This window comes from Luteimonas rhizosphaerae (genome assembly GCF_002849595.1).
Lineage (GTDB): Bacteria > Pseudomonadota > Gammaproteobacteria > Xanthomonadales > Xanthomonadaceae > Luteimonas > Luteimonas cellulosilyticus.
On the sequence record NZ_NRQR01000008.1, the window covers coordinates 1 to 26,676 of the forward strand.

The following is a 26,676-nucleotide window of genomic DNA, read 5'->3' on the forward strand; positions in this document are numbered from 1 at the left end:
AGGATCGCCGCGGCCGCCGACGGCAGGGCCGGCTTCTGCGCGGGCGCAGGCGGCGGTGCCCGCTGCGCGTCGCGCTCGGCCGCACGGCGGGCGAGACGCGCACTGCGGGTGCGATATCGCTCGCGCGCCGCCCACGCGCGTTGCAGCTGCGCGCGCGCCGTCGCCACTGCGTCGTGGTCGTCGGGCGACAACGCCGCGAACGCGGCAGCGGGCCAGTTCTGCATCAGGCCGGCTTCGATCGCGGCGTCGACCGCATCGGCGCGCAGCAGCGACGCGATGTCGCGCAGGCGCGCGGCGGCGGCCACGGGATCGGACGGGTCGGTATGCACGGCGGCGGCCGCTCAGCGGTTCTGGAAGACCGGCTTGCGCCGCTCGAGAAACGCGCGCGTGCCTTCGCGCATGTCGTCGGTCGCGAACATCAGGCCGAACTGCGTCGATTCGTATTCGAGTCCCTCGCCGATGCCGCATTCGCCGCCCGTATTGACGCAGTCGAGCACGCCGCGCAGCGCCAGCGGCGCCGCATTCGCCAGCTGGGTGGCGAGCGCCATCGTCTCGGTCTCGAGTTCCGCCGCAGGCACGACGCGATTGACGATCCCCAGCGCCAGCGCGCGCGCCGCGTCGATCGGCGCGCCGGTCAGGCACAGCTCCAGCGTCGCGGCGCGACCCGCCAGACGCAGCAGGCGCTGGGTGCCGCCGAACCCGGGGATCAGGCCGAGATTCACTTCGGGCTGCCCGACCTTCGCGGTGTCGGACGCGATGCGCAGATGGCAGCTCATCGCCAGTTCCAGCCCGCCGCCCAGCGCGAATCCGTTGATCATCGCGATCACCGGTTTGGGCATCGTCTCGACGCGCCGCATCATGCGGCTGCCGCGCAGCGAGAAATCGCGGCCGTCGACGGCGCGTAGATCCGCCATTTCGGCGATGTCGGCGCCGGCCACGAAGGCCTTGGGGCCCGCGCCGGTCAGCACCACCACGCGGACCGCGGGATCGGCGGCCGCGTCGTCGAAGGCGGCCTGCAGCGCGTCGAGCGTCGCCGAGTTCAGTGCATTCAGCTTCTCGGGACGGTGCACGGTGATCGTGCGGACGGCGTCGTGGTCGGCCACGCGCAGCGGGGAATCGGTCATCGTCTGGCTCCAGGCGGGTGCCGGCGCCGGACGGAACTTGTCGCCGGGCGCACGGTCGGATAAAGGCGTCAGTGGCGGTTAAGCGCTGCGGCCGCTATCCTATCGCGTCCAGATGGGGCGGTTCGAGACCGCCCTTTCTCGCGACAGGTGATATCGAAATCTGACCTAGCGGAGATCCATGGAATGAAGTTGCGTTTGATTGCGGCCGCAGTTGCGGCCATTACGTTCAGCGGCGCGGCACTCGCGCAGCAGCCGGCAGCGCCGGCCGCCTCGGCGAACGACAGGACGACGTTGAGCTACGCGTTGGGTTTCGATCTGGGCAACCGCCTGGCCGAGACGGGCGAGTCGGTCGACGTCAACACCATCATCAAGGGCCTGCAGGACGGCCACGGCCGCAAGGATCCGACGTACACGCCCGAGCAGATGGGAACCGCCTACACCGGCTTCCAGCAGCGCATGCAGACGAAGATCGTCGCCGAGCGTCGCGCCGCCCTGACCCAGAACGAGACGGCAGCGCCGACGTTCCTGTCCGAGTACAAAGCGCGCGAAGGCGTCGTGTCCCTGCCGAGCGGCGTGATGTATCGCGTCGTCGAAGCGGGCGCGGGCGCCAAGCCGTCGGCCAACAGCCAGGTCGAAATCGCCTACCAGGCGCTGATCGTCCCGGCCGGCATCGGCCTGAGCTCCGAAGACCGCACGCCGCCGTTCCGCGTGTCCGACGCGCCGATCGCCGGTCTGCGCGAAGTGCTGCCGCTGATGCCGCTCAACGGCGTCTATGAGGTCGTCTTCCCGCCGGGACGTTTCGTCACGGGCGAGAACGCGCAGGAAATCGCGCGCCAGCCGGTCGGCGTCATGGTCAAGCTGCTCAGCGTCCAGTAAGTCCGCGTCGCGCGCCGGTTCCGGCGCGCCCGCATGTGTCACCTGCGCCGACGTGCTTCCCGCCGTCGGCGCAGTCGTTTCCGGCGTTCGCCGTTGGCGGCGCGAGCGTTCCGCCGCGCCGCGCGCGTCGATGCCTGCAGCGCGATGCCCGCGGCCTCAGGGCGTCGTCCCGCCGGTAGAATCGACGCATGGATTCCATTCCCCGCGCCGTTCTGACGCCCTGCACCGGCGTCTGCACTCTCGATGCCGACGGTTTCTGTCACGGGTGCCTGCGCACCGGGCAGGAGATCGGCGACTGGCTCCAGCTCGGCGACGCCGAACGCGCGCGCATCATGGATGTCGTGCTGCCCGCCCGCGAGGCCCGCCGCTCGTGACGCCCGCGCGCATCGCGGCCGATCTGCGACGCGTGCTGCATCCGCTCGACGGCGTGCCGACCGGGCGCGGCTGGAACATCGACGAACTCGACGGGCTGCTGCAACCCGACATCGCGCTGCGCGAGGCGGCGGTGCTGGTCGGGCTGGTGCATCGCGACACCGGCCTGCATGCGCTGCTGACCCGCCGCACCGAGACGTTGCGCCACCACGCCGGCCAGGTCAGCTTTCCGGGCGGCCGCATGGAGCCCGACGACGCCGGTCCGCTCGCGGCCGCGCTGCGCGAAGCGCAGGAAGAGATCGGCCTCGCGCCGGCGCAGTCGGAACCGTTGGGCTATCTCGATCCGCTGCTGACGATCACCGGTTATCGCGTGGTGCCGGTGGGCGCGCTGCTCGACCCCACGTTCGCGCCGCGACCGGATCCCGGTGAAGTCGCCGAGGTGTTCGAGACGCCGCTGGCCTTCCTGATGGCGCCGGACAAATTGCGCCGCGTGGATATCGAGTTCGGTGGCCGCATCCGCCACGTCCTCGAGTACGACACCGGTGACGACGCGCCGGCCAACCGGATCTGGGGCGTGACCGCGTCGATCCTGCTGAACCTGCGCCAGCATCTGGAGCGTTTGCCGTGAACCGGCAGACGACTGCCGCGACAGGCGTCGCGGTCCACGACCGCGCGATCATTTGTGTTCCCACCATGCCGGGCGCGATGCTGCCGCCATGACCGATGCCTCGACCTCCGGCTGGACCACGCTGGTCGCCGCCGATGCACTCGCCGCCGCGCTCGATCGCCACGATCTGCGCATCGTCGATTGCCGGTTTTCGCTGGCTGCCGGTGGCGGCGCCGCGGATGCCGGCGAAGCGGCGTATCGCGAGGCGCATATACCCGGCGCGGTGTATGCGCATCTCGATCGCGATCTGTCGGGTTCGCATGGTCCTTCGCTCGGGCGCCATCCCTGGCCGTCGGCCGATGCGTTCGGCGCGACGCTCGCGCGCTGGGGCGTGACGCCGTCGACGCAGGTCGTCGCCTACGACGATGGCGACAGCGCGTTTGCGTCGCGCCTGTGGTGGCTGTTGCGCACGTTCGGGCATGCGCGCGTCGCGGTGCTCGACGGCGGCTGGGCGGCGTGGCGTGCGAGCGCGTTGCCGGTGACGGCGCGGGTCGATGCACCGGCGCCGGTCGCCGTGTCCGGCGCCTTCGACGAAAACCGGCTGGTGCGCGACGCATCGGCGCTGCAGGCGCATCTCGATGCTGGTGGCCTGCTGCTCGATGCACGCGCGGCGGCGCGCTTCCGCGGGGAGGTCGAGCCGATCGATCCGCGCGCGGGCCACGTCCCCGGGGCGATCAACCGCGCGTATGCCGACAACCTCCACGACGGACGCTTCAAGTCGTCGGCCGTGCTGGCGACCGAATTCGATGCGCTGCTGGGGACGCGGCATGCGCCTGTGGACGTCGTCGCGATGTGCGGCTCCGGCGTCACCGCCTGCCATCACCTGCTGGCGATGGCGCACGTGGCGCGCGACGGTGGCCGTCTGTACGCACCGTCCTGGAGCGGCTGGATCAACGATCCCACGCGCCCGGTCGCCGTCGGCGGGGCCTGATCCAGCCGGGCATCGCGAATCCTGCGCTGCCCGCATCGCACTTAGGAGCGCGCTCGCGCGCGTCATCGACGGAATCCGACACCGCTAGCCTGCCGGACGCGCCGTGAGCGAGGGTCAATCCCCGGCCGCCGGACCCGCCCCCGCCCTTACTTTCCCAGTCTGGCCACCAGCGCACGCAGGCCGGCCTGGGTATCCGGCGCATCCCAGGCGTCGAGAAACCGGTCGAGCTCGATGTTGTCGGGATGCAGCGCGTCGACGAGATCGGCGCGGGCGATCGCGCGGGTCTGCAGCATCGGCGCACGCGGCAGTGCAGCCAGCGACTCCAGCCAGGCGTGGGCGCGGATCGCGACCTCGTCGATGCCCGCCAGTTCGTCGACGAGGCCGAGGCGCAACGCCTCGTCGGCCTCGACCAGCAGCCCGGCGACGAGCAGGCGCTCGGACTGGCGCGCGCCGACCGCGCGACGCATCAACGCCTGGATGCCGCGCGGGGCCACCAGGCCGACCTGGGTCTCGTTGAGACCGATGCGGAAGGGACCGCTGGCCATCACGCGATGGTCGCAGCACAGCGCCAGCACGCAGCCGCCCGCGGGCGCGTGCCCGGCGATCGCGGCCGCCACCGGGATGGGCGCGCCGGCGAGCGCGCGCGCCGCGGCGAAAAACGCATTCCAGGCGTCGCGCAACGCGACCCGGTCCGGCAGCGCCAGCAGATGCGGGACATCGAGGCCGCCGGAAAACACTTTCGGGCCGCCCGCGAGCACCAGGCCGGCCATGCCGTCGGCGACGGCGGCGTCGATCGCGTCACGCAGCGCCAGGCACAGCGCGGGATTCAGCGCGTTGACCGGCGGACGCGCCAGCCGCAATTCGCGGATCGGGCCCTGGTCGACGGATTCCAGCAAGACGGTCATGCGGCGATTCCCTGAGGACGGATCGCCGCATCTTAGCGGGTCGGCCGCGCGCATCCGGCGCGCAGCCTGGGTGCGATCAGGCCGCGTCGACCAGCGCCTTGCGCTTGACCGAGTCGGGCAGCGGGGTCGGGCGGCCCGTCGCACGATCGATCCAGACCATGACCACGTGGCCGTCCGCATGCAGCACCGCACCATCGTCGGAGACGATGCGATGGCCGAGGGTCACGCTCGACGTGCCGACGCGATCGGCCAGCAGTTCGACGACGATCCGCGCCGGGTACGGAATCGGCAACTTGTAGTTCATCTGTACCGCCGCGAGCAGCGGGGCGACCGCATCGGTCACCCACGGCTCGCCGAGCGAATCGAACCAGCGGATCCGCGCTTCCTCGAGGTAGGTCATGAAGTTCGAGTTGTTGACGTGGTTGAACGCGTCGAGATCGCGCCAGCGCAGCTCGATCGGCATCCGGATCAGCACCTTCGACTCGCTCATGCCTTCTGTCCTTTCGCTTTCGCCTTGGTCTTCTTCGGCGCCGACCTGGTCAGTTCCGCCCGCGCCTTCGCATCGGCTTCTGCCGCCTTCGTCGACGCGCCCTTGCGCGGCAACGGCTTGGGGAAGTGCGTGACGGACTTGCGCGCCATCTTGCGCTCCGGCTTCGGCGCCGCGGGCTCGGGCAGCTTGGCGTCGAGCATGCGCGCCAGGAACTGGCCGGTGTGCGATTGCGGGATCGCCGCGACCTGCTCCGGCGTGCCTTCGGCGATGATCTGGCCGCCGCGGTGGCCGCCTTCCGGACCGAGGTCGATGACCCAGTCGGCGGTCTTGATCACGTCGAGGTTGTGCTCGATGACGACCACCGTATTGCCCTCGTCGCGCAGCTTGTGCAGCACGGCCAGCAGATGTTCGATGTCGTGGAAATGCAGGCCGGTCGTCGGCTCGTCGAGGATGTAGAGCGTGCGACCGGTGTCGCGGCGCGAGAGCTCCTTGGACAGCTTGACGCGCTGCGCCTCGCCGCCCGACAGCGTCGTCGCGCTCTGGCCCAGCTTGATGTAGCTCAGGCCCACGTCGATCAGCGTTTCGAGCTTGCGCGCGATCGGCGGCAGGGCGTCGAACAGTTCCAGCGCATCCTCGACCGTCATGTCCAGCACGTCGTGGATGCTGTGGCCCTTGTAGAGGATCTCCAGCGTTTCGCGGTTGTAGCGCTTGCCGTGGCAGACGTCGCAGGGCACGTAGACGTCGGGCAGGAAGTGCATCTCGACCTTCAGCAGGCCGTCGCCCTGGCAGGCCTCGCAGCGGCCGCCGCGCACGTTGAAGCTGAAGCGTCCCGGCGAATAGCCGCGCGCGCGCGATTCCGGCACCTGCGCGAACAGTTCGCGCAGGGGCGTGAACAGGCCGGTGTAGGTCGCCGGATTGGAACGCGGCGTGCGCCCGATCGGCGACTGGTCGATGTCGACGACCTTGTCGAACAGGTCCAGGCCGTCAATCTCCCGATAGGGCGCCGCCTTGTGCGAGGCGCCGTTGATCTCGTTCGCGGCCAGCGAGTGCAGCGTGTCGTTGATCAGCGTCGACTTGCCGGAGCCCGACACGCCGGTGATCGCCGTGAACAGGCCCGAGTGGATCGTCAGGTCGACGTTCTTGAGGTTGTGGCCCGACGCACCGAGCAGCTTGAGCTGCATCTTCGGATTCGGCTTGTGACGCCTGGTCGGAATCTCGATGCGTTTGCGGCCGCTGAGGTATTGGCCGGTCAGCGAACGCGGCGCCGCGAGCACGTCCTCGTAGCTGCCCTGGGCGGTCACTTCGCCGCCGTGCACGCCGGCGCCGGGGCCGATGTCGACGATGTGGTCGGCCAGGCGGATCGCATCCTCGTCGTGCTCGACGACGATGACGGTGTTGCCAAGGTCGCGCAGCCGCGTCAGCGTGCCGAGCAGACGCTCGTTGTCGCGCTGGTGCAGGCCGATCGACGGCTCGTCGAGCACGTACATGACGCCGACCAGGCCCGCGCCGATCTGCGAGGCCAGGCGGATGCGCTGGGCTTCGCCGCCCGACAGCGTGTCGGCCTTGCGTTCGAGGGTGAGGTAGTCGAGGCCCACATCGACGAGGAAGCGCAGGCGCTCGGCGATCTCCTTGACGATCTTGCCGGCGATCTCGCCGCGCCAGCCGGGCAGGTCCATCGCCGCGAAGAACGACAACGCTTCGTCGATCGGCAGCACGACCAGCGATTCCATCGGCCGGTCGGCGACGAACACGTTGCGCGCGGCGCGGTTGAGGCGCGAGCCGTCGCAGGTCGGACAGGGACGCTGGCTGATGTACTTCGACAGCTCCTCGCGCACGGCCGCCGATTCGGTCTCGCGGTAGCGGCGCTCCAGGTTCGGCACGATGCCTTCGAAACGGTGCTTGCGCTGGGTGCGCGCGCCCGAATCGGTGATGTAGGTGAAGGTGATCGTGTCGCCGCCGCTGCCGAACAGCACCGCTTCGCGCGACGCCTCCGGCAGGTCCTGCCAGGGCGCGTCGACGTCGAAGCCGTAATGCTTCGACAGGGACTGCAGCAGCTGGAAGTAGTAGGCGTTGCGACGGTCCCAGCCGCGCACCGCGCCAGCCGCAAGCGACAGTTCGGGATGCACGACCACGCGGTCGGGATCGAAGAATTCGCTGACGCCGAGGCCGTCGCAGGTCTGGCAGGCGCCGACCGGCGAGTTGAACGAGAACAGGCGCGGCTCGAGCGCGGGCAGGGCGTAGTCGCAGACCGGGCAGCTGTACTTGGACGAGAACAGCTGCGGTTCCGGCGCGGCGTGGCTCGCCGCCTTCTTGCCGCCGGCGCCGTCCGCGGCATCGATCGCATGCACCGACGCCATGCCGTCGCCGAGCTTCAGCGCGGTCTCGAAGGATTCGGCGAGACGCTGCTTCATGTCGTCGCGCACCTTGAAGCGGTCGATGACCGCTTCGATGGTGTGCTTCTGGCGCAGCGCGAGGGTCGGCAGCGCGTCGATCTCGTACAGCTCGCCGTCGACGCGCACGCGCACGTAACCCTGCGCGCGCAGCTGCTCGAACACCTGCGCATGCTCGCCCTTGCGCTCGCGCACGACCGGCGCCAGCAGCATCCAGCGGGTGTCGCCGTCGAGCGTCATCACGTGGTCGACCATCTGGCTGACCGTCTGCGCTTCGAGCGGGTAGCCGTGATCCGGGCAGCGCGGGCTGCCGACGCGGGCGTAGAGCAGGCGCAGGTAGTCGTAGATCTCGGTGATCGTGCCGACAGTCGAACGCGGATTGTGCGAGGTCGACTTCTGCTCGATCGAGATCGCGGGCGACAGACCTTCGATGTGGTCGACGTCCGGCTTCTCCATGACGCTGAGGAACTGGCGCGCATACGACGACAGCGACTCGACGTAGCGGCGCTGGCCTTCCGCGTAGATGGTGTCGAAGGCCAGCGACGACTTGCCGGAGCCGGACAGGCCGGTGATCACGATCAGCTTGTCGCGCGGCAGGTCGAGATCGATGTTCTTCAGATTGTGGGTACGGGCACCGCGAATGCGGATGGTGTCCATCGCCATCGGCGTCAGATCCAGGTTGTGGAACGGGGGAGAGAAGACAGTCGACGCGGGCCACGGAACGGCCAATCGGTCAGACTACCGAGCGGGTGATTTGGGGGCAAATCCCCGAAAGGCCAGCGTAGCGGGAGTCTGTCTCAGTCCGTGCGAATGGCGCGTCGGAAGCGCAGGCACCGCTGGCCTGGATGCGCGAAGCCGTCCGATCGCGGAGACCCGCAAGGGCGCTGTACGCAGGAGGGCCGGTCCGATGCGCCTGCGGGAACGCCCGTTGCAGCCGGCCTGAGCCGGGGCCACCGCTCCCGATGACCGGGGATCCAGGAGGCGCCGATCGGGCGGTTTGACCCTAATCCACTGAATCCCCTACAATTCCGCTCCTGTCCGCCCTCGATGGCGGACGGGCACAAGAATAACTACAGAACCAACACCGATACGAGAGGCTCCACATGTACGCAGTACTGGTCACCGGCGGTAAGCAATACCGCGTGGCGCAGGGCGAAACGCTCCGCGTCGAGAAGCTCGAGGCCGAAGCCGGCAACGAGATCACGTTCGACAATGTCCTGATGCTGGGCGACAGCGACGGCATCAAGATCGGCGACGCCCTCAAGGGCGCCAGCGTCACCGCCAAGGTCGTCAGCCACGGCCGCGCCGACAAGATCCGCATCATCAAGTTCCGTCGCCGCAAGCACCACATGAAGCGTCAGGGACATCGTCAGTACTACACCGAAATCGAGATCACCGGCATCGCCGGTGGCGACAAGAAGTAAGGAGAAGCAGTCATGGCACACAAGAAGGGCGTAGGTTCCTCGCGCAACGGCCGCGACTCCAACCCGAAGTATCTGGGCGTCAAGATCTTCGGCGGTCAGGCCATCGAGGCCGGCAACATCATCGTGCGTCAGCGCGGCACCCAGTTCCATCCGGGCGCCGGCGTCGGCCTGGGTCGCGACCACACGCTGTTCGCGCTGGTCGACGGCAAGGTCGCCTTCGCGACCAAGGGTCCGAAGAACCGCCGCACCGTCAGCGTCGTCGCCGAGGCCTGAGCCTCCCGCGACACGTGACCCGGAAGGCCCCGCTTCGGCGGGGCTTTTCGTTTCAGTCCAGCGCACGTTCGCGATCCAAGCGTCGGGGTCGCACGCGGTCCAGGCAAACCGGGTGCGGTCACCCCTCCCGGTAGACTGCATCCAGCGGCGCCTGCGCCGTCCAGTTCCTCATTTCGAAACCAGCTGCCTATGAAACTCGTCGACGAAGTCGAAATCACTGTCACCGCCGGCAATGGCGGCAATGGCTGCGTCGGATTCCGTCGCGAGAAGTTCATTCCGCTGGGCGGCCCCGACGGCGGCGACGGCGGCGACGGCGGCAGCGTCTGGATCGAGGCCGACGAGAACCTCAACACCCTGGTCGACTTCCGCCACCAGACCATGTTCCGCGCCCAGCGCGGCGAGAACGGCATGGGTCGGCAGATGTACGGCAAGGGCGGCGACGTGCTGACGATCGTGGTGCCGGTCGGCACCGTGGTCCACAACGTCATGACCGACGAAGTCATCGGCGACCTGACCGCGCATGGCGAGCGTCTGCTGGTCGCCCGTGGCGGTCGCGGCGGTCTGGGCAACATGCATTTCAAGAGTTCGACCAACCGGTCGCCGCGGCAGTCGACGCCGGGCGAGCCGGGCGAGGAACGCACGCTGCGCCTGGAGCTGAAGCTGCTGGCCGATGTCGGCCTGCTCGGCTTTCCGAACGCCGGCAAGAGCACGCTGATCCGCGCGGTGTCGGCGGCCACGCCGAAGGTCGCCGACTATCCGTTCACCACGCTGTATCCGAATCTCGGTGTGGTCAGCGTCGAGCCGGCGCGCAGCTTCGTCATCGCCGATATCCCGGGGTTGATCGAGGGTGCGGCCGATGGTGCGGGCCTGGGGGCGCTGTTCCTGCGCCACATCCAGCGCACCCGCCTGCTGCTGCATCTGGTGGAGATCGCGCCGCTCGACGGCAGCGATGCCGTCGAGCAGGTTCGTGCGATCGAGCGCGAGCTGGAGAAGTTCGACGCCGCGCTGCTCGACAAACCGCGCTGGCTGCTGATCAACAAGGCCGACACGCTGATGCCCGAAGATGCGCAGGCCGAGGCTGCACGCATCATCGAAGCGCTGGCCTGGCCGCACCCCTGGTTCCTGATCTCGGGTCTGGCGCACGACGGCACGCGCGAAGTCATGCTGAAGGTGCAGGCCGCCATCGACGAACTCGATCGCGACGAACGCGAGGCGGCGAATGCCGTCTGAGGCATGTGGCGCGCTGCGTGTCGCGCGCCGAAGCCTGCGGCAGCGCTGGAGGCGGGTCGGGCATCGCGCGGAGCGGTGCCCTCATGCGCAGGCGCAGGAACGCGCGCATCGATCGCTGCCGCGGTCGCCAAGTTTTGGTCCGGATCCTCACTACCGCGTCGGGCAGGACACAAAAAACCCGGCGGCTGCCGGGTTTTTCGACTGTCGCGTCAGGATCGACGGATCAGGCGGCCTTGAGAGCCTTGATGCGTGCGCTCAGGCGGCTCTTGTGGCGCGCCGCCTTGTTCTTGTGGATCAGGCCGCGCGAGCTGAAGCGATCGAGGATCGGCTGTGCGACGTTGAATGCTTCCTGCGCGCCGGCGGCATCATTGGCGTCGAGCGCCTTGAGAACCTTCTTGACGGCGGTGCGGAGGTGCGAACGCTGGGCGGAGTTGCGCGCGTTGCGCACGACGGTCTGCTTGGCGCGCTTCTTGGCGGACTTGATGTTGGCCACAGTGGAATCCTGGAAACTGAAGGTGTGAAAATCCGGCCGGAACCGACCGGATGGAAATTTGAGCAGGAAATTATGGGTGATTCAGACACTTGCGTCAACCGGGCGGGCCTGAACGAGGCGTCGGCATGAGCGCGCCCGATCCGGGCGCCGCCGCACCGGCTCCGAAGCGGGGCGGACTGCTGCGCTCCAGCGCGGTCTTCAGCGGCATGACCCTGCTGTCGCGGATCGCCGGCTTCGGCCGGGACATGCTGCAGGCGACGCTGTTCGGCACCGGCGGGGCCATGAGCGCCTTCATCGTCGCCTACCGGATTCCGAACTTCCTGCGCCGGGTCTTCGCCGAGGGCTCGATGGCGATGGCCTTCGTGCCGGTGCTCAACGAGATCAAGGAACGCGGCGACAAGGCGGCGCTGAAAGGCTTCGTCGACGCCATGGCCGGCGCCCTGTTCGCCGTGGTGCTGGTGGTCTGCGCGCTGGGCATGCTGGCCGCGCCGCTGGTCGCGCGCCTGTTCGCACCGGGCTGGGCGGACCAGCCGGAACTGCTGGCGCAGACCGCGTTGATGCTGCGGATCACGTTTCCCTATCTGCTCTTCATCTCGATGATGTCGCTGGCGGCGTCGATCCTGAACAGCCACGGCCGGTTCGGGCTGCCGGCATTCACCCCGGTGCTGCACAACCTGACGATGATCGCCGCGATGCTGTGGCTGGCCCCGCGTTTCGAGGTGCCGCCGCAGGGCCTGGCCTGGGGCGTGCTCGTCGCCGGTTTCCTGCAGCTCGCGCTGCTGTGGCCCGCGCTGGGGCGATACGGGCTGCGGCCGCGCCTGCGGGCCGGCTTCGGCCATGCCGACGTGCGCAAGGTCGGCCGGCTGATGCTGCCGACGCTGTTCTCGTCGTCGGTGGCGCAGGTGAACCTGCTGGTCGGCACCGCCTTCGCCTCGCTGCTGGCGGCCGGCAGCGTCGACTGGCTGTACTACTCCGACCGGCTGATCGAATTCCCGCTGGGCCTGTTCGGGGTCGCCCTGGGCACGGTGATCCTGCCCCACCTGTCGCGCCGGCATGCCGCGGAAGACAGCGCGGGCTACAGCGAATCGCTGGACTGGGGCCTGCGCATGGCGCTGCTCGCCGGCGTGCCGGCCGGTCTGGGGTTGCTGCTGCTCGCCGAGCCGATCACCGCGACGGTCTACAACTACGGCCAGTTCACTGCGTTCGACACCCGCATGGCGGCCGTGAGCCTGTCGGCGATGAGTCTCGGCGTGCCGGCCTTCATGCTGAGCAAGGTGCTGGCGCCGGCGTTCTATGCGCGGCAGGACACGAAGACGCCGATGCGCGCGGCGATCTGGACGGTGGCGGCGAACATCGTGCTGACGATCGCCCTGACCACGCCGCTGTGGCTGCACGACGTGCCCGGCGCGCATGGCGGCATCGCACTGGCGACGGCGCTCGCGGGCGTGCTCAATGCGGTCCTGCTGTGGCGCTACCTGCGCCAGCGCGGCATCTTCGCCCCGCAGCCGGGCTGGGCGGCCTATCTGTTGCGGCTGGCGGGCGCCTGCGCGGTCATGGCCGCGGTGGTCGTGGGGCTGCGGCTGTGGATCGGCGATTGGACCGGCATTCCCGGGGTCGCGCATCGCGTCGGCTGGCTGCTGCTGGCGATCGGGGCCGGCGGCGCAGCCTACGTGGCGGCGATGATCGCATTCGGCCTGCGGCCACGGCATCTGCGGCATTGATCCGCTTCCGCGGCGGCGCGCTGCCTCCGAGACCGCGCCTGCCGCGGATGGCGGTCCTGTGGACGCTGGTCGCGCGCCGCGGCGCGCCCGCGGCCACCGTCGCTATAATGGACGGTCAACTTCCGGGGTGCAGCGTCCGCTGCCGCATCCGTGCAACGAGACGCCATGAGCAGGCTGTTCCGCGACATCGCCGGCGATCCCCTGTGTGACGACGGCAGCGTCGTCTGCATCGGTGCGTTCGACGGCCTGCATCTGGGTCATCGGGCGTTGGTGGGGCATGCGGTGGCGCGGGCACGCGCCCTGCGGTTGCCTGCCGCGGCGCTGAGTTTCGAACCCTTGCCGCGCGAGTTCTTCGCCGCCGACGCGCCGCCGCCGCGGCTGGGTCCGGTGCGGGCGAAGGTTGAAGGCCTGCGCGCGCTGGGCGCGGACCTCGTCGGCCTGCTGCGGTTCGATGCGCGCATGGCGGCGATGACGCCGGACGATTTCGTGCGCCAGGTCCTCGTCTCGCGGTTGCGCGCGCGCGAGGTCTGGGTCGGTCCCGGGTTCCGCTTCGGCCATCGCCGCGCCGGCGACCTGGCCACGTTGCAGGCGCTTGGCGCCACGCACGGCTTCGTCGCGGGTGAGATCGCGCCGCTGGTGGCCGACGGCGCGCGCGTGTCGAGCACCCGCATCCGCGCCGCGCTGGTCGAAGGCGATTTCACGACCGCCGCCGGGCTGCTCGGCAAGCCCTACACGGTGTCGGGGCGGGTCGTGCGCGGCCGCCAGCTGGGGCGCACGCTGGGCTATCCGACGGCCAACCTGCGCTTCGGCGGCAAAGTGCCGGCGCTGCGCGGCATCTACGCCACGCGCGTGCACGGGGTCGAGGACCTGACCGGCGCCGCCGGCCCGTGGCCCTCGGTGTCGAGCTTCGGTACCCGGCCGACGGTCGGCGGCATCGAGCCGCTGCTCGAAGCGCATCTGTTCGATTTCGATGGCGACCTCTACGGGCGCCGCATCGAGGTCGAGTTCGTCGCGCGCCTGCGCGACGAGGAGAAGTTTTCCGATCTGCCGGCGCTGGTCGCGCAGATGGACCGCGATGCCGCGCTCGCGCGGCAGCTGCTCGGTCCGGCACCGCAGTCCGCGCCCCTGCGCGCGGCCTCCCCACGTACCGCGGCACAACGATAGGGCTTCGCGTGAGCGCAGATTCCGGTTCCAACCCCTACAAGTCGACGATCCATCTGCCGGCGACCGACTTCCCGATGCGCGGCGACCTGCCCAAGCGCGAGCCGACGACGCTCGCGCGCTGGGAAGCCGACGGCCTGTACGCGCAGCTGCGCGCGCACGCCAGGGGTCGCCCGCAGTTCGTGCTGCACGACGGTCCGCCGTATGCGAACGGCGCGATCCACCTGGGGCATGCGGTCAACAAGATCCTCAAGGACATCATCGTCAAGTCGAAGTCGATGGCCGGCTTCGACGCGCCGTACATCCCCGGCTGGGACTGCCACGGCCTGCCGATCGAGATCGCGATCGAGAAGAAGTGGGGCAAGGTGGGCGTCAAGCTCGATGCGGTCGAGTTCCGGCAGAAATGCCGCGAGTACGCCAACGAGCAGATCGACATCCAGCGCCGCGACTTCAAGCGCCTCGGTGTGCTCGGCGACTGGGAGAATCCGTACAGGACCCTCGATTTCCGCTTCGAGGCCAACGAGAGGCGCGCGCTGGCCAAGGTCGTCGACAACGGCCACCTGACCCGCGGCGTCAAGCCGGTGCACTGGTGCTTCGATTGCGGATCGGCCCTGGCCGAGGCCGAGATCGAATACGCCGACAAGGTGTCGCCGGCGGTCGACGTGGCCTATGCCGCGCGTGATTCCGCTGCCTTCGCGCACGCCTTCGGCGCGCTGCTGCCGGCCGACGTCGAGATCGCGTTGCCGATCTGGACCACCACGCCGTGGACGCTCCCGGCGTCGCTGGCGGTCTCGCTGGGCGCCGATCTGGAGTACACCCTGGTCGAAGGCCCCGCGCAGGGCGGCAAGCGCCGCTGGCTGGTGATCGCCGATGCGCTGGCCGAACGCGCCCTGCGTCGCTACGGTGTCGAAGGCGACGTGGTCGTGCATGGCCGCGCCGCCGGCAGTGCGCTCGAACACCTGCTGCTGGTGCACCCGTTCGCCGCGCCCGGCAGCGCCTACGCCGAGCGCGAGATCCCGGTGATCCTCGGCGACCACGTGTCGGCCGAGGACGGCACCGGCGCCGTGCACACCGCGCCGGGACATGGCCAGGACGACTACGTCGTCGGCAAGGCCTACGGCCTGCTCGATCGCTACACGGCGGGCCAGATCAATCCGGTCGACGGCCGCGGCGTCTATCTGCCGTCGACGCCGCCGGTCGGCGAGACCGTGCTGGCCGGGCTGCACATCTGGAAGGCCAACGACGTCATCGTCGAGGCGCTGCGCGCCAACGGCACGCTGCTGGCGTTCGTCCGCTTCGAGCACAGTTATCCGCACTGCTGGCGCCACAAGACGCCGATCGCGTTCCGCGCCACGCCGCAGTGGTTCATCTCGATGTCGCAGGCCAACCTGCGCAACGACGCGCTGGCCGCGATCCAGGACGTGACCTGGTATCCCGGCTGGGGCCAGGCACGCATCGCCGGCATGGTCGAAGGGCGACCCGACTGGACGATCTCGCGCCAGCGCACCTGGGGCGTGCCGATCGCGTTGTTCGTGCATCGCGAGACCGGCGAGCCGCATCCGCGCAGCACCGAACTGATGCGCGCCGTCGCCGACCGCGTCGAGCAGCACGGCGTCGATGTCTGGTACACGCTCGATGCCGCCGAGCTGCTGGGCGACGACGCGCCGCACTACGACAAGATCACCGACATCCTCGATGTCTGGTTCGATTCCGGCGTGACCCACGAAGGCGTGCTGCTCGAGCGCGGCCTCGGCAAGCCGGCCGACCTCTATCTGGAAGGCTCCGACCAGCATCGCGGCTGGTTCCAGTCGTCGCTGCTGACCGGCGTGGCGATCGACAGGGCCGCGCCGTACCGCCAGTGCCTGACCCACGGGTTCACCGTCGACGAGCACGGCCGCAAGATGTCGAAGTCGCTGGGCAACGGCATCGAGCCGCAGGACATCATGAAGACGCTCGGCGCGGACATCCTGCGTTTGTGGATCGCCTCGGCCGATTACAGCAACGAGATGTCGCTGTCGCAGGAGATCCTCAAGCGCAACGCCGACGCCTACCGCCGCATCCGCAACACCGCGCGTTTCCTGCTCGGCAACCTCGTCGGGTTCGAACCCGCGCGGCACCTGCTGGCGCCCGCCGACATGGTCGCGCTGGACCGCTGGATCGTGCACCGCGCGCATGGCCTGCAGCAGAAGATCGCCGAGGCCTACGCGCGTTACGACTTCGCCGAGATCGTGCAGGCGCTGTCGAACTTCTGCAGCGTCGACCTCGGTTCGCTGTACCTCGATGTCACCAAGGACCGCCTGTACACGATGCCGGAGCATTCCGCCGGGCGTCGCAGCGCGCAGACCGCGATGTACCACGTGCTGGAAGCCTTCGCGCGCTGGATCGCACCGATCCTCAGCTTCACCGCCGACGAGTTGTGGGCCTATCTGCCGGCCCCGGTGCAGGGCGAGCGCGAGGCGAACGTGCAGTTCGCGACCTGGTACGAGGGCCTGGCCGCGCTCGACGGCGAGGCGCCCTGGTCGCCGCAGGAGTTCGACCGCGTGCTGGAGCTGCGCGAGCGCGTGGCGAAGGTGCTGGAGCCGATGCGCGCGAGTGGCGAGATCGGCGCGGCGCTGGACGCCGAGATCGAGCTGCGCTGCGGCGTGTCCGACGCCAACTGGCTGTCGCCGGTCGTCGACGAACTGCGCTTCCTGCTGATCAGCGGTGACGTGCAGCTGGTCGAGGACGCCGGCGCGACCGGTATCGGCATCGCGGCGCGGGTGACCGCCAAGGCGAAATGCGTGCGCTGCTGGCAGCGTCGCGGCGACGTCGGCGCGACGGCCGACCACCCCGAGCTGTGCGGGCGCTGCGTCACCAACATCGAGAGCGACGGCCGCGATGGCGGCGGCGAGACCCGGAGGTGGTTCTGATGGCGGCGGTGAAACCCAATGCGCTGCCGTGGCTGGTGCTGTCGGTGGTCGTCATCGCGCTCGACCAGCTGACCAAGTGGTGGGTGCTGACCTCGCTGCCCGAGTACACCGCGATCCCGGTCATCGAGGGCGTCTGGAACTGGTACCGGACCTACAACACCGGCGCGGCGTTCAGTTTCCTGGCCGGCGCCGGCGGCTGGCAGAAGTGGTTCTTCACCATCCTCGCGTTCGGCATCAGCGCCGTGCTCGCCTGGTGGCTGTCGCGCACGCCGCGCCGCGACTGGCGCACCGCGCTGCCGTTCGCGCTGGTGATCGGCGGCGCGATCGGCAACGTCATCGACCGCCAGATCCACGGCCATGTCGTCGATTTCATCCAGTGGCACTGGCAGGACTACTACTGGCCGGCGTTCAACATCGCCGATGCCGCGATCGTCGGTGGCGCGATCGGCATCGCGCTGTTCGGTTTATTCCAGGGCAAGGACAAGGACGCGCCGTAGCGCGCGTCACGCCTGGCGAGGGCAGGGGCCGCGGGCGGGGAGTGTGGGAGAGGTGCATCGGGCCGTCGCCTCCGGGTGGCATGGGGCGGGCGGAGGCGTTTCCCGGAACACACTGCGGCGCGTCCGTTGCCGCTGCATTCCCGCAGCCTTCGGTAGACTAGGCGCCTATGGACATCGTCCTCGCCAATCCCCGTGGTTTCTGCGCCGGTGTCGACCGTGCGATCGAGATCGTCAAGCGCGCCCTCGAGCTGCTCGGTGCGCCGATCTACGTGCGTCACGAAGTCGTGCACAACCGCTTCGTCGTCGAGGACCTGAAGCGCCGCGGCGCGATCTTCGTCGAGGAACTCGATGAGGTGCCCGACGGCAATACGGTGATCTTCAGCGCGCACGGCGTGTCGCAGGCGGTCCGCGAGGAGGCCACGCGCCGCGGGCTCAAGGTGTTCGACGCCACGTGCCCGCTGGTGACCAAGGTCCATCTCGAGGTCGCGCGGCATTGCCGGTCCGGGCGCGATGTCGTGCTGATCGGCCATGCCGGCCATCCCGAGGTCGAAGGCACGATGGGCCAGTGGCGCGCCGAAGCCGGGCTGGGCTCGATCTACCTGGTCGAGGACGAAGCCGACGTCGCGGCGCTGGTCGTCAGCCAGCCCGAGAACTTCGCCTACACCACGCAGACCACGCTGTCGGTCGACGACACGCGCAGCGTCATCGCGGCCCTGCGGGCGAAATTTCCCGCGATCCAGGGGCCGAAGAACGACGACATCTGCTACGCCACGCAGAACCGCCAGGACGCGGTGCGCGATCTCGCGCGCCAGTGCGACCTGATCCTGGTCGTCGGCTCGCCCAACAGCTCCAATTCCAATCGCTTGCGCGAACTGGCCGAGCGCGACGGGGTCGAGGCGTATCTGATCGACGGTGCAGCCGAGATCGACCCGCGCTGGGTCGAGGGCCGCCGCCACATCGGCGTGACCGCCGGCGCATCGGCGCCGGACGTGCTGATCCAGGGCGTGCTCGAACGCCTGCGCGAGCTCGGCGCGGCGGGGATGCGCGAACTCGACGGCGAACCCGAGAACATGGTCTTCGCGCTCCCCCGCGAGCTGCGGGTCCAACTTGTCGATTGACCGCGCGCCGCGCGCTCCCTAGAATTCGCGTCCCAGGCCGGAATAGCTCAGTTGGTAGAGCGGCGCATTCGTAATGCGTCCAGAGCATTTTCCCAGCGCGCGGTGTGTATCGCCCGGCGCTTTCCACCAAGGTGGATGTCTTTGATCTGCTTGGAAATTTGCACCGATACGGATAGCTCTCATCCAAACATGGTTCCGAACGGCTCGATAGCTTTTTTGGCTTATCGACTGCTTAGGAGCCACGATGCGAATTGCCTTCAACAAGCGCACTGCGACCCAGTCGCAGCCGAAGAGCAAGCCTTATGAGATCCGGGACGCCGTCACTCAAGGGCTGATTCTTCGCATACAGCCCAGTGGTCACAAGGCGTGGATCGTTACCTGGGCGCACGGTAAGCGAAAGACATTGGGATCGGTCGACCATCTGAGCTTAGACGACGCCAGGGCCCACGCTCGTCAGGCTCTCTCAGAGGCTACTCAGCAGCGGCTACCGGCCCTCGCTGCAAAGAAGGCACCGGCGTGCTCGCTTCGCGAGTTTTTGGACGACTACTACGCTCCCTGGGCATCCACCGAGCTGCGCCGAGGTGAGCGATATGTGCTTCGTATCAAAGGGCGCTTTGCAGGGATGCTGGAGATGCCTATCTCGGACCTTGATGCCAAGCTTCTCAATAGTTGGTGGATGGCTCGGCTCGCAAACGTGACCGGTACGAAGCCTGTAGAGCGGGTGACAGCTCATCGAGACTTCGCTGCGCTTCGAGCCGCACTCTCGAAGGCGGTTGATTGGAAGCTGTTGGAGACCAACCCGCTACTCGGGCTGCGCCAGAAGTCGGTGCAGGGGCGAGAGATCGTCAGGTTCCTATCAAGCGCAGAAGAGTCGAGACTCCGGGCAGCAATGGCATCGAGGGATGCTGGGGCTAAGCAAACGGATGCGCGTCGCTCTTTCAAAGATCATTTGACGCCGATTGTCGTGCTCGCGATGAACACCGGAATGCGGCGCGGTGAGATCCTCTCGCTGGAATGGGCGGATATCGACTTCGACGGTCGAACGATCCGTGTGCAGGCGCGGAATGCTAAGAGCGGGAAGCAGCGTCACATACCGTTGAACAACGAAGCCATCGACGTCCTCCGGGCGTGGAAGACCGAGTCAGTCGGCTCTCCAGGCGTATTTGCTCCGTCTGACATAAAGAAAGGGTGGGGCGCGCTGCTGACTACTGCAGCCATCACCAACTTTCGCTTCCACGACCTGCGGCACCACTTCGCAAGTCGTCTGGTGAGCTCGGGCGTGGATCTGAACGTGGTCCGAGAGCTTCTTGGTCACTCAGACCTGAAGATGACCTTGCGTTACGCGCACCTGTGCCCCACGCGTCTCGCTTCTGCAGTCGCGACACTCGATGCGGTTAGAAGCGACGTGTCTGCGTCGGTCTGAGACATGAAGTCCTAGATCCAGCGTCGGGGAGTCCATTCCAATAGATCGGGTCTGGAGGTCGTGACGAAGCAACTCCATACATGCGCCGCGCACTGGTAAGTGCCAGATGCGCGGCGCAAGCAAAGCAGCACTAGCCGACACTCATACGAAACAAGTCTTGGGCTTCTGTAAGTGCTTCCGCCTCACGGGCGTTCAGCCTCACTACGTCCATGTCGACACGAACATTCAGCGAATCGGACGACTCATCGTAGTGGGCAGAAGCACCTCGCTTCTCGAAGAAATCGACGCACTCGTCAATGAAGCCAGTAGGCAGACGCTGGCGCCCGGTACTGTTCTTCAGGTCATCGACTTCGACTGAGTAGTGATAAATCGTGTTGCCGGAGTGTGCTGAGCGGCTAATCCCCGCCCTCACGAAGGCGCCCATCTGGCCATTCAAGAACTGGCGATCTTCATCACGCATGTGGGTGTCCGCGTATCGCTGCAAGTCAGCAACGGGATCATAAGGAGTTCATAAGAATCTTACAAGAGTCAAGCAGCGATCAAGCAAGCGCGGGATTCGCCGTGCCAATTCTTTCTCTGCGCAACCTTCAGGTTCGATTCGGGTGTGCCCGATCCTCTGCGAGAAGCAGCAGTTCCGTCCGCTGTGCTTCGTCAAGTTGGCTATAAGCCAAGATCAGACGAGCCAGATCGTCGCTGTCAGCTACGAGGTAGGCGAGCGGGACATCTAGAGCCTCAGCAATCGCTGCAGCAGTGTCGATATCTGGACGCGACGTGAGCTGCTCATACCGATTGATGCGGGTAGAGCCAGTTGGTTTGCTCAAGCCCAAAAGCGCTCCCAGCGCGCGCTGAGATGTCCCACGCAGTTCACGGGTCGCTTTGAGTCGCGCCGCGAACATCGCACTGGCTGTGGGCTTAGGCAAAGGAGTCTACGATCGAAGCTCGACCCCAATGTTGGCCCTTGGCACCTGTTCATGGCAGATCTACAGTAGATGTAGATAGCAGGCTTGCATGGTTGCAAGTCATCCTCAAGGGGGCGGTATGAAAGGCTTCGGTCAACTATTGATAGGCGCGGGACTCGTATGGGTCGTTTTCGCGCTTCAGCTCGACACGAGCGTTCCAGTGCCTGGTATGGGGCGAGTGCAGAACTTCTCGCTGATGGAGCAACGTCAGACGCAGTTGATGCTTTCGGGCGGCACGGTTCTCGTCGGGGTCCTGCTGTTCGGCTTCGGTGCAGTCCGAGAGCGGTACGAGGAGGAAGGCGACGAACGCGTCTGCCCACATTGCGCAGAGCCGATTCGTTGGGAGGCTAGGTTGTGCAAGCACTGCGGGAAAGGCGTTCCAAATCCTGTAGACGAGGAGACCGGTTTCGACCTAGATGACCTAGCGCCCGAAGCTTTTGAGGAGCCAATCGATGAGCACGAGGCGGGACGCAGGTACACCTATCGCGAGCTAAGGGAAGCCGCTGAAGAGGGCGAGCGCGCATATGAGCAGGCCGAGAAACCGTAGTTAGGGCTTTGGTCCCCTCCGACCCCGTAGCAAAAGCCGGGTACGATGAGTGTCTACCCACTCGCCCGGTCTAAGGGGACTGAAGATATGGCTACTAGTGTCAATCTGGACGCTCTGATACCGCGCGAAGATTTTGAGGCGGCTTCGCCCAATGACGATGCATCTAGGCCCCCCGGGATAACAATTCGTGACTTAGAGGCTGGGGCTTTCTTTTATCAGGCATTGCGAAAGCCTGATTTTCAGCGTGAATCGTCAGAATGGGACCCGGCCCGCGTCACTGGCCTTATTAAAACTTTCATCCAAGGTGACTTGATCCCCGCCGTCATTCTTTGGAAACACAGAGAGTATCTTTTTGTTATAGATGGCGCTCACCGGCTTAGCGCGCTAATTGCGTGGGTACTGGATGACTATGGGGATGGTGAAGTTTCCCAAAAGTATTACGGTCATTCTGTTTCTCAGGACCAGAAGGCACAGGCTGACAAAGTCCGGCGACTCGTGAATAAAGAGGTGGGCTCCTATGCAGACTTGCAGAAAGCAAACGCAAGTCCTGAACTATTTGGGCCCGATATGATTGGTCGTGCAAGAGCGCTGGCGAGCAGAACTCTTACACTTCAGTGGGTAGTGGGTAGCTTCACGGTCGCCGAGGATTCATTCATCAGAATTAATCAGCAAGCCGCAAACATAACTCCGCAAGAGCTTCAGCTGATTCGAGGAAGAAAACGCCCTGACGTTATTGCAGCCAGAGCAATCATGCGGCGCGGAAGTGGTCATCTGAGTTCCTCACGTTTCTCTGATGAAAATCTTAAGCAAATCAAGGAAATTTCACAGGCGGTTTTTAATCTGCTGTTTGAGCCAGAAATGACATACCCGGTTAAGTCTCTAAATCTTCCCGTCGGAGGGGGCGCTTACTCTGGAACCGCTTTGAAGATGGTCCACGACTTTATTGTCTTGAGTGTGGGCCAAATCAAGGATGAGGCCGACGATGTAGGTGCTCGTACTATTGAGATTTTGAAGAGGACGCGTAGGTCGGCCGAGCTGATTTGTAGCAACGTGGCCGGATCAATGGGACTGCATCCTGCTATTTATTTCTATAGCTGGACTGGTAAGCAGCAGCCCATCCTTTTTCTTACGGTCGCTGACATGATCTTAGAGCACGAGCGGAACAAAACGCTCTCGCTATTCTTAAATCGGCGCAAGGCTTTCGAAGATTTTATAATAGGTAATAGAGCACTTCTTAACCAGATTGTTCGTAAATTTGGAACTAAAGACTCTGGAAAGAATCATTTGAAAGCTTTCTATCAGGAGGTTTTCAAGGCTATTGATGCAGGCGTGACTGGCGATGCCATTTCTGAGCAAGTCATTCGCCACAAAGCATTTACATACTTGCAACCTTCCGAAAGCCCTTACTCCGGCGTCTCGGCCGGACGCTACGACGCCGCAGTCAAGTCTGGGTTGGTAATTGGCGAGCTCATCCCAGGCGCCCTTCGCTGTGGCATCTGTGGGGGGCTGGTGCCTTCTCAAGCGATTTCAATTGATCACAGACAGGAAATTTCCGCAGGTGGCGACTCAAAGATATCTAATCTCCAAGTTGCTCATCCGCGCTGCAACAACGAGAAGACGCCGCCGTTGAGCTCAATTTTCTGACTTAAGCCATCGGCATCATGACTCGCTTCCATTATAGGCAAGTTGCGCCAGCGCTCATCGGTAGCGAGTTGAGCCGCAGCTTGCGCGCGTGACTTGAGCTCAAGCTGCCGCTGCCATCGCCGACGAACCCGAGCCCGATGTGGCCGCCGCTGGCCACGGCCGGACCATCATCAACATCAGGCCCGAGCACCTCGATGCTTGGCTCAACCCAGACCCAAACGATCTTGCCGCGCTCTACGCGATCTTCGACGATAAACGGCACCCCTGCTACGAGTACCGGGAAGCGGCCTAATGCTAGGGAACCGCAACTCAAACGCATGACCTTGGCCCCCCAAGTGCGATGCAGTCTTCTCGGGAGTTGCGATGAGTAGGCAGCGGCTCAGGCTCGCGAGAGCGCAAAAAGCGTTGTGTTATGAGCCGATTCGAGCAGCTATCATCTAAGTATGAAGCGGTACCGGGAGGTCCTCGACATAGACGGCGCGAACTCTACGCAGTTCCTAAGCGGCGCCTAGGTTACGGTTTAGTCAGCTCAGGCCACTTGTGCGAGTCAAGGGCTTTAGTAAGCATCATAAGCCGGTGCCGGAACGCGTCATCACCCTTCCCAGCAACGGCAAAAAGCGTGGCACTTAAGCCTTCGCAGTCGTCTACAGCCTCTGCGAGCGCGGTCAAGCCAGCTTCCGTGATCCTGATTCGAGTGTATCGATGGTCAAAAGTGTCCTGTCTGGACTCGCGTTGGATCAGTCCATCCTTTTCCAGCCCCTTCACCACCGTTGACACTGTAGAGGATGACGCTCTCAAGACCTTCGCCAAGTCTCTTGGTAGGGCGTTATCGCGAGTTTGGAGATGGGCGAGGACAAGATAGCGACGAACGTCACGCGTGCTGCGCTTGAGCCGCTTTCGAAGGTGTTGGTCGAATGCGCAACATAGCGCGATTAGCTCAGCTAGTTCGTCGGTCATGCGGGCATTCTAGCGATTGATTTCATGGGACCTATCTCGGCGTCGAGGTACGTCCCATGAAATGCCTCGGTATGGTCCTGAAGGGCACTTGCGCCCTTATAGGAGGAACCAGCCATGCAGAAGACGCCCAAGAAGAAGTCAGGGACTCTGGTCATAGCCGCTCGCGCCAGAGCAGGGGACTTGGCAGCCCTACGACGGATCGGCGATCCCGATGCCCGGCTCCGGGGAGAGAGCCGCTTCCAGCGGCAGTACATCCAGCGTGAGCTGCTTGCAAAGGAGCCCTTGTTGCAGCAGTCGACTTGGATTGAGTATGGCTACTTGACCCCTATGGAGCGCACTGAGTTGTTCGCTGAAGAGTTTCGAGAAGCCAGCCTTCATGCGTACGCCAAGTACGTTGATCTTGGCGTCCGATTGAACAGGGAGCCGCTGGAGGCCAGTTTCGGAAAGAACTCGGTGGCCGAGATGAACTCACTATGGAAGGCCAGGCAGAAGGCAGACGAGCTGGGAGTTCCCTACGACCTATTCGTTGAGACTCTGCTGGAGGGGAAAATGACTGGCGACAAGTGGAAGCGGCCGCCGAGGCCAAACCAGTTGCTCTCTGGCAAACACACCGAAGCTAGACTGCGTGGCCGGCCCACTTGGAAAGAGGTCAGCGATCGCCTATTTCTGCCTCATTGGGACCGGCGGTTTTTCGCGCCGAGAGCGGTCGACGACCCGGTGCAGGCGGCGGCGATGCAGGCATTACGCAATGACGTGTTGCGGGCATCTGATCGACCACAGCGACTTGCCAGGTACTTGGGTCTCCCCGGCTTGTTGTCGCTTAAATGCGCCCGTACTTTGTTTACATCCGACATAGTAGAGGAGTCGTTAGCGCTGGGGCCCTTCGTGGAAGCTGACGAGTCGACCGAGGGCCACGAGTACCGTCCTGCCTGCTTCGGAAACAGGAGCGTAACGCGAGGGTCGCCCTGTTGTAACTGTGTAGTTGCGACTGCGTGTGCCAGCTTCAGGCGCAAAGTCACCCAAATGCTTGTAGAGGCAACCGGTAGCAGTGACCCTCGACTGGCGCATAGAAGGAGAGTGGACCGTGAGCGGCAACGAAAGCATCGCCACAGGAAGCGCCGGCAGCGCACGGTGGCTGCGAGTCCATAGGTCTGGAGCAGAGGTGTCACGACTCCCTTTAAAGCTAAGAACAAAATCTTTAAGAGCTTTACTGCTATATGGATTGCCGGATTTTATTTGCAGGATGCAGGTAGGTTTGAGGTGAATTAAGGTGGGCCTTCGGTGTCTCGGGCCTACGGCCCTCCCCCCCGACGGTCCACCTGCGCGCCTTCGGCGCGAAAAAGCTTTCCCCGGCAGTTGAACTTAAGCTGCTTAAGAACGCTGATCTCGCTCGGCCTTCGGCCTCCCTTGACCAGCGTTGTGGACGCCGCTTCGCGTCGTCCAGCATATTTTTCCCACAACTTCGTTCTAAACAGCAGCGGAGAAGGCGAAGCCCTTTTGGAGGGACAGGCCATTCCGGTCTCCAAGTCATAGCAAGTTAGAGTCAGGGCTAGAACAGCGGTATCTTCCTCTGTCGCCTCACTACAAGGATGTATCCATGGCAAATCAAGAGGGCTCTAAGTGGAGCAGCCTTGAGCTTGCAGCAGCAGTTGCGGCGTACAGGAAGATGGAAGAGCTTGCAGCAAACGGTGAGCCCTTCAAAAAAACCGGTTTTTACAAGGCTTTGGAAGCTCGCTTTGGAAGGGAGGCTGGCGCTTTCGAGCGACGAATGCAGAACATTTCCGCAGTGCTGGAAAGCATGGGTGAGCCGTGGCTCAAGGGCCTAGCGCCAGCCCGGAACGTAGGGCCGTCGGCTGACGGTCAATTGCGCAAGATCCTGAGGCCAGGCGGGCTTCCTCCGTATCACGCCAAGCTGCCGGCAATGCGTGCCTGGCTCATTGAAGTTGCACGTTCAGCCGAATCTCCGCGCAGGCTTGGGGGCACTTGGTCACGAGTCGAGGCAGCGGGGAGAGCCGATCTTGACCGCGCTCGTTGTGAGCAAGGGCACTGGGAAATGCTCTGCAGGCTTAGAGCGAGAGTTCGGGATATCGGATGACGAAGCCGAGCGCCAGAAGCTGTACCGCTTCTGGAAGGATGTAGAGGCTGACCGACACTCGCAGCCCGACACCGAGCCTGCTGACGCAACATTGGAGGAGCGCGCGAGCAAGTTCGCACGCCAGGCTGTGAGGCCCCAGCAGCAGGCATTTCGTAAGAGCGTCTACATCGATTTCAATGAGGCATGCGCGATCAGCGGGTGCAGCATACGAAGCACGCTGGACGCCGCGCATCTCACGGGTCGCAGTTGGCGCAAGGGGCACAACAAGGCGAGCGACGGTTTGCTACTCCGCAAAGACCTGCACGCGCTGTACGACGCGGGCCTGCTAGGCGTCGACAAGGTAGGGCGTGTGACGATTTCAGACAGCGCGCGGGATCACTACGATAGCTACCACGGAGTGACGCTTGCTAAGCGTCGAAGTAAGTAGCGTGCGGCAGGCCCAGAGGCTGGCTGAATGCGTGTTTGGGCGC

24 protein-coding genes, 1 tRNA gene and 2 pseudogenes are annotated in these 26,676 nt (G+C 65.5%); 18 read left to right on the plus strand and 9 right to left on the minus strand.

What is annotated here, in order from left to right:
• On the minus strand, nt 1–329 hold a 329-nt coding region (locus CJ022_RS03490), incomplete at its 3' end, for a hypothetical protein (protein WP_458351488.1).
• Nucleotides 330–341: 12 nt separating this feature from the next.
• Nucleotides 342–1,124: an enoyl-CoA hydratase/isomerase family protein gene (locus tag CJ022_RS03495; protein ID WP_101925306.1), complete on the minus strand. Its 783-nt coding sequence runs from the start codon at nt 1,122–1,124 to the stop codon at nt 342–344.
• Nucleotides 1,125–1,307: 183 nt separating this feature from the next.
• On the opposite strand from CJ022_RS03495, the gene CJ022_RS03500 reads away from it, so the two are divergent.
• The 3 genes and pseudogenes from CJ022_RS03500 (at nt 1,308) to CJ022_RS03510 (ending at nt 3,970) form a co-directional block, all read left to right on the plus strand.
• Nucleotides 1,308–2,000, plus strand: a complete 693-nt coding sequence (locus CJ022_RS03500) for an FKBP-type peptidyl-prolyl cis-trans isomerase N-terminal domain-containing protein (protein WP_101925307.1) — start codon at nt 1,308–1,310, stop codon at nt 1,998–2,000.
• Between the two features lie 188 nt (nt 2,001–2,188).
• Nucleotides 2,189–3,000, plus strand: a pseudogene (locus tag CJ022_RS03505) (NUDIX hydrolase).
• Nucleotides 3,001–3,088: 88 nt separating this feature from the next.
• Nucleotides 3,089–3,970, plus strand: coding sequence for a sulfurtransferase (locus CJ022_RS03510; protein ID WP_101925308.1), 882 nt, complete (start codon nt 3,089–3,091; stop codon nt 3,968–3,970).
• Between the two features lie 146 nt (nt 3,971–4,116).
• Here the strand turns inward: CJ022_RS03510 and CJ022_RS03515 are convergent, their stop codons facing one another.
• The 3 genes from CJ022_RS03515 to uvrA form a co-directional block, all read right to left on the minus strand.
• On the minus strand, nt 4,117–4,875 hold the full coding sequence (locus CJ022_RS03515; protein WP_101925309.1) for an enoyl-CoA hydratase/isomerase family protein: 759 nt from the start codon (nt 4,873–4,875) through the stop codon (nt 4,117–4,119).
• A gap of 76 nt (nt 4,876–4,951) precedes the next feature.
• Complete coding sequence (locus tag CJ022_RS03520) at nt 4,952–5,365, minus strand: acyl-CoA thioesterase (RefSeq protein ID WP_101925310.1); 414 nt, start codon at nt 5,363–5,365, stop codon at nt 4,952–4,954.
• A complete protein-coding gene (uvrA, locus tag CJ022_RS03525) occupies nt 5,362–8,418 on the minus strand; it encodes an excinuclease ABC subunit UvrA (protein ID WP_101925311.1) in 3,057 nt (1,018 codons plus the stop codon). Before uvrA ends, CJ022_RS03520 begins: the two co-directional genes overlap by 4 nt.
• A 440-nt stretch (nt 8,419–8,858) precedes the next feature.
• On the opposite strand from uvrA, the gene rplU reads away from it, so the two are divergent.
• From rplU to cgtA, 3 genes are all read left to right on the plus strand, one after another.
• Nucleotides 8,859–9,179 (plus strand): 50S ribosomal protein L21, encoded by a 321-nt coding sequence (gene rplU / locus CJ022_RS03530; RefSeq protein WP_101925312.1) that lies wholly within the window; start codon nt 8,859–8,861, stop codon nt 9,177–9,179.
• Between the two features lie 12 nt (nt 9,180–9,191).
• Entirely contained in the window at nt 9,192–9,452 is a 261-nt protein-coding gene (gene rpmA, locus CJ022_RS03535; protein ID WP_101925313.1) for a 50S ribosomal protein L27, read from the plus strand.
• Nucleotides 9,453–9,641: 189 nt separating this feature from the next.
• Entirely contained in the window at nt 9,642–10,682 is a 1,041-nt protein-coding gene (gene cgtA / locus CJ022_RS03540; protein WP_101925314.1) for an Obg family GTPase CgtA, read from the plus strand.
• A gap of 223 nt (nt 10,683–10,905) precedes the next feature.
• Here the strand turns inward: cgtA and rpsT are convergent, their stop codons facing one another.
• A complete protein-coding gene (gene rpsT, locus CJ022_RS03545; protein WP_101925315.1) occupies nt 10,906–11,175 on the minus strand; it encodes a 30S ribosomal protein S20 in 270 nt (89 codons plus the stop codon).
• Nucleotides 11,176–11,351: 176 nt separating this feature from the next.
• Between rpsT and murJ the strand changes: the two genes are divergently transcribed.
• The 7 genes from murJ to CJ022_RS03575 all read left to right on the plus strand — a co-directional run bounded on the left by murJ (nt 11,352) and on the right by CJ022_RS03575 (nt 20,004).
• Complete coding sequence (murJ, locus tag CJ022_RS03550; RefSeq protein WP_425490810.1) at nt 11,352–12,896, plus strand: murein biosynthesis integral membrane protein MurJ; 1,545 nt, start codon at nt 11,352–11,354, stop codon at nt 12,894–12,896.
• Nucleotides 12,897–13,061: 165 nt separating this feature from the next.
• Nucleotides 13,062–14,060, plus strand: coding sequence for a bifunctional riboflavin kinase/FAD synthetase (locus CJ022_RS03555; protein ID WP_101925317.1), 999 nt, complete (start codon nt 13,062–13,064; stop codon nt 14,058–14,060).
• A 74-nt stretch (nt 14,061–14,134) separates the two neighbouring features.
• Nucleotides 14,135–16,966, plus strand: a complete 2,832-nt coding sequence (gene ileS, locus CJ022_RS03560) for an isoleucine--tRNA ligase (RefSeq protein WP_233198603.1) — start codon at nt 14,135–14,137, stop codon at nt 16,964–16,966.
• The gene (gene lspA / locus CJ022_RS03565) at nt 16,966–17,463 is read left to right on the plus strand and encodes a signal peptidase II (RefSeq protein WP_101925319.1); all 498 of its coding nucleotides are present in this window, start codon (nt 16,966–16,968) and stop codon (nt 17,461–17,463) included. The genes ileS and lspA overlap by 1 nt, the downstream gene beginning before the upstream one ends.
• Before the next feature lie 167 nt (nt 17,464–17,630).
• A complete protein-coding gene (gene ispH / locus CJ022_RS03570) occupies nt 17,631–18,581 on the plus strand; it encodes a 4-hydroxy-3-methylbut-2-enyl diphosphate reductase (RefSeq protein WP_101925320.1) in 951 nt (316 codons plus the stop codon).
• Between the two features lie 39 nt (nt 18,582–18,620).
• A tRNA-Thr gene (locus tag CJ022_RS17005) sits at nt 18,621–18,710 on the plus strand.
• 115 nt (nt 18,711–18,825) lie between these two features.
• The gene (locus CJ022_RS03575; protein WP_101925321.1) at nt 18,826–20,004 is read left to right on the plus strand and encodes a site-specific integrase; all 1,179 of its coding nucleotides are present in this window, start codon (nt 18,826–18,828) and stop codon (nt 20,002–20,004) included.
• Between the two features lie 130 nt (nt 20,005–20,134).
• Here the strand turns inward: CJ022_RS03575 and CJ022_RS03580 are convergent, their stop codons facing one another.
• Together CJ022_RS03580 and CJ022_RS03585 are read right to left on the minus strand one after the other, a co-directional pair.
• On the minus strand, nt 20,135–20,464 hold the full coding sequence (locus CJ022_RS03580) for a hypothetical protein (RefSeq protein ID WP_143703873.1): 330 nt from the start codon (nt 20,462–20,464) through the stop codon (nt 20,135–20,137).
• A 127-nt stretch (nt 20,465–20,591) separates the two neighbouring features.
• On the minus strand, nt 20,592–20,900 hold the full coding sequence (locus CJ022_RS03585; protein WP_101925323.1) for a helix-turn-helix domain-containing protein: 309 nt from the start codon (nt 20,898–20,900) through the stop codon (nt 20,592–20,594).
• A gap of 142 nt (nt 20,901–21,042) precedes the next feature.
• On the opposite strand from CJ022_RS03585, the gene CJ022_RS03590 reads away from it, so the two are divergent.
• The 3 genes and pseudogenes from CJ022_RS03590 to CJ022_RS17395 form a co-directional block, all read left to right on the plus strand.
• Nucleotides 21,043–21,510 carry a zinc ribbon domain-containing protein gene (locus CJ022_RS03590; protein ID WP_143703874.1) on the plus strand — a complete coding sequence of 156 codons (468 nt, stop codon included), beginning with the start codon at nt 21,043–21,045 and terminating at the stop codon, nt 21,508–21,510.
• A 45-nt stretch (nt 21,511–21,555) separates the two neighbouring features.
• A complete protein-coding gene (locus CJ022_RS03595; protein WP_101925325.1) occupies nt 21,556–23,154 on the plus strand; it encodes an HNH endonuclease family protein in 1,599 nt (532 codons plus the stop codon).
• 109 nt (nt 23,155–23,263) lie between these two features.
• Nucleotides 23,264–23,446 (plus strand): annotated as a pseudogene (locus CJ022_RS17395) (SOS response-associated peptidase family protein); the annotation flags it as partial.
• 221 nt (nt 23,447–23,667) lie between these two features.
• Here the strand turns inward: CJ022_RS17395 and CJ022_RS17755 are convergent.
• Nucleotides 23,668–24,111 carry a MarR family winged helix-turn-helix transcriptional regulator gene (locus CJ022_RS17755; protein ID WP_101925326.1) on the minus strand — a complete coding sequence of 148 codons (444 nt, stop codon included), beginning with the start codon at nt 24,109–24,111 and terminating at the stop codon, nt 23,668–23,670.
• 114 nt (nt 24,112–24,225) lie between these two features.
• Between CJ022_RS17755 and CJ022_RS16680 the strand changes: the two genes are divergently transcribed.
• Both CJ022_RS16680 and CJ022_RS03610 read left to right on the plus strand, forming a co-directional pair.
• The gene (locus CJ022_RS16680; RefSeq protein WP_143703875.1) at nt 24,226–25,260 is read left to right on the plus strand and encodes a hypothetical protein; all 1,035 of its coding nucleotides are present in this window, start codon (nt 24,226–24,228) and stop codon (nt 25,258–25,260) included.
• Between the two features lie 869 nt (nt 25,261–26,129).
• On the plus strand, nt 26,130–26,633 hold the full coding sequence (locus CJ022_RS03610) for an HNH endonuclease (RefSeq protein ID WP_158238337.1): 504 nt from the start codon (nt 26,130–26,132) through the stop codon (nt 26,631–26,633).
• Nucleotides 26,634–26,676 lie beyond the last annotated feature (43 nt).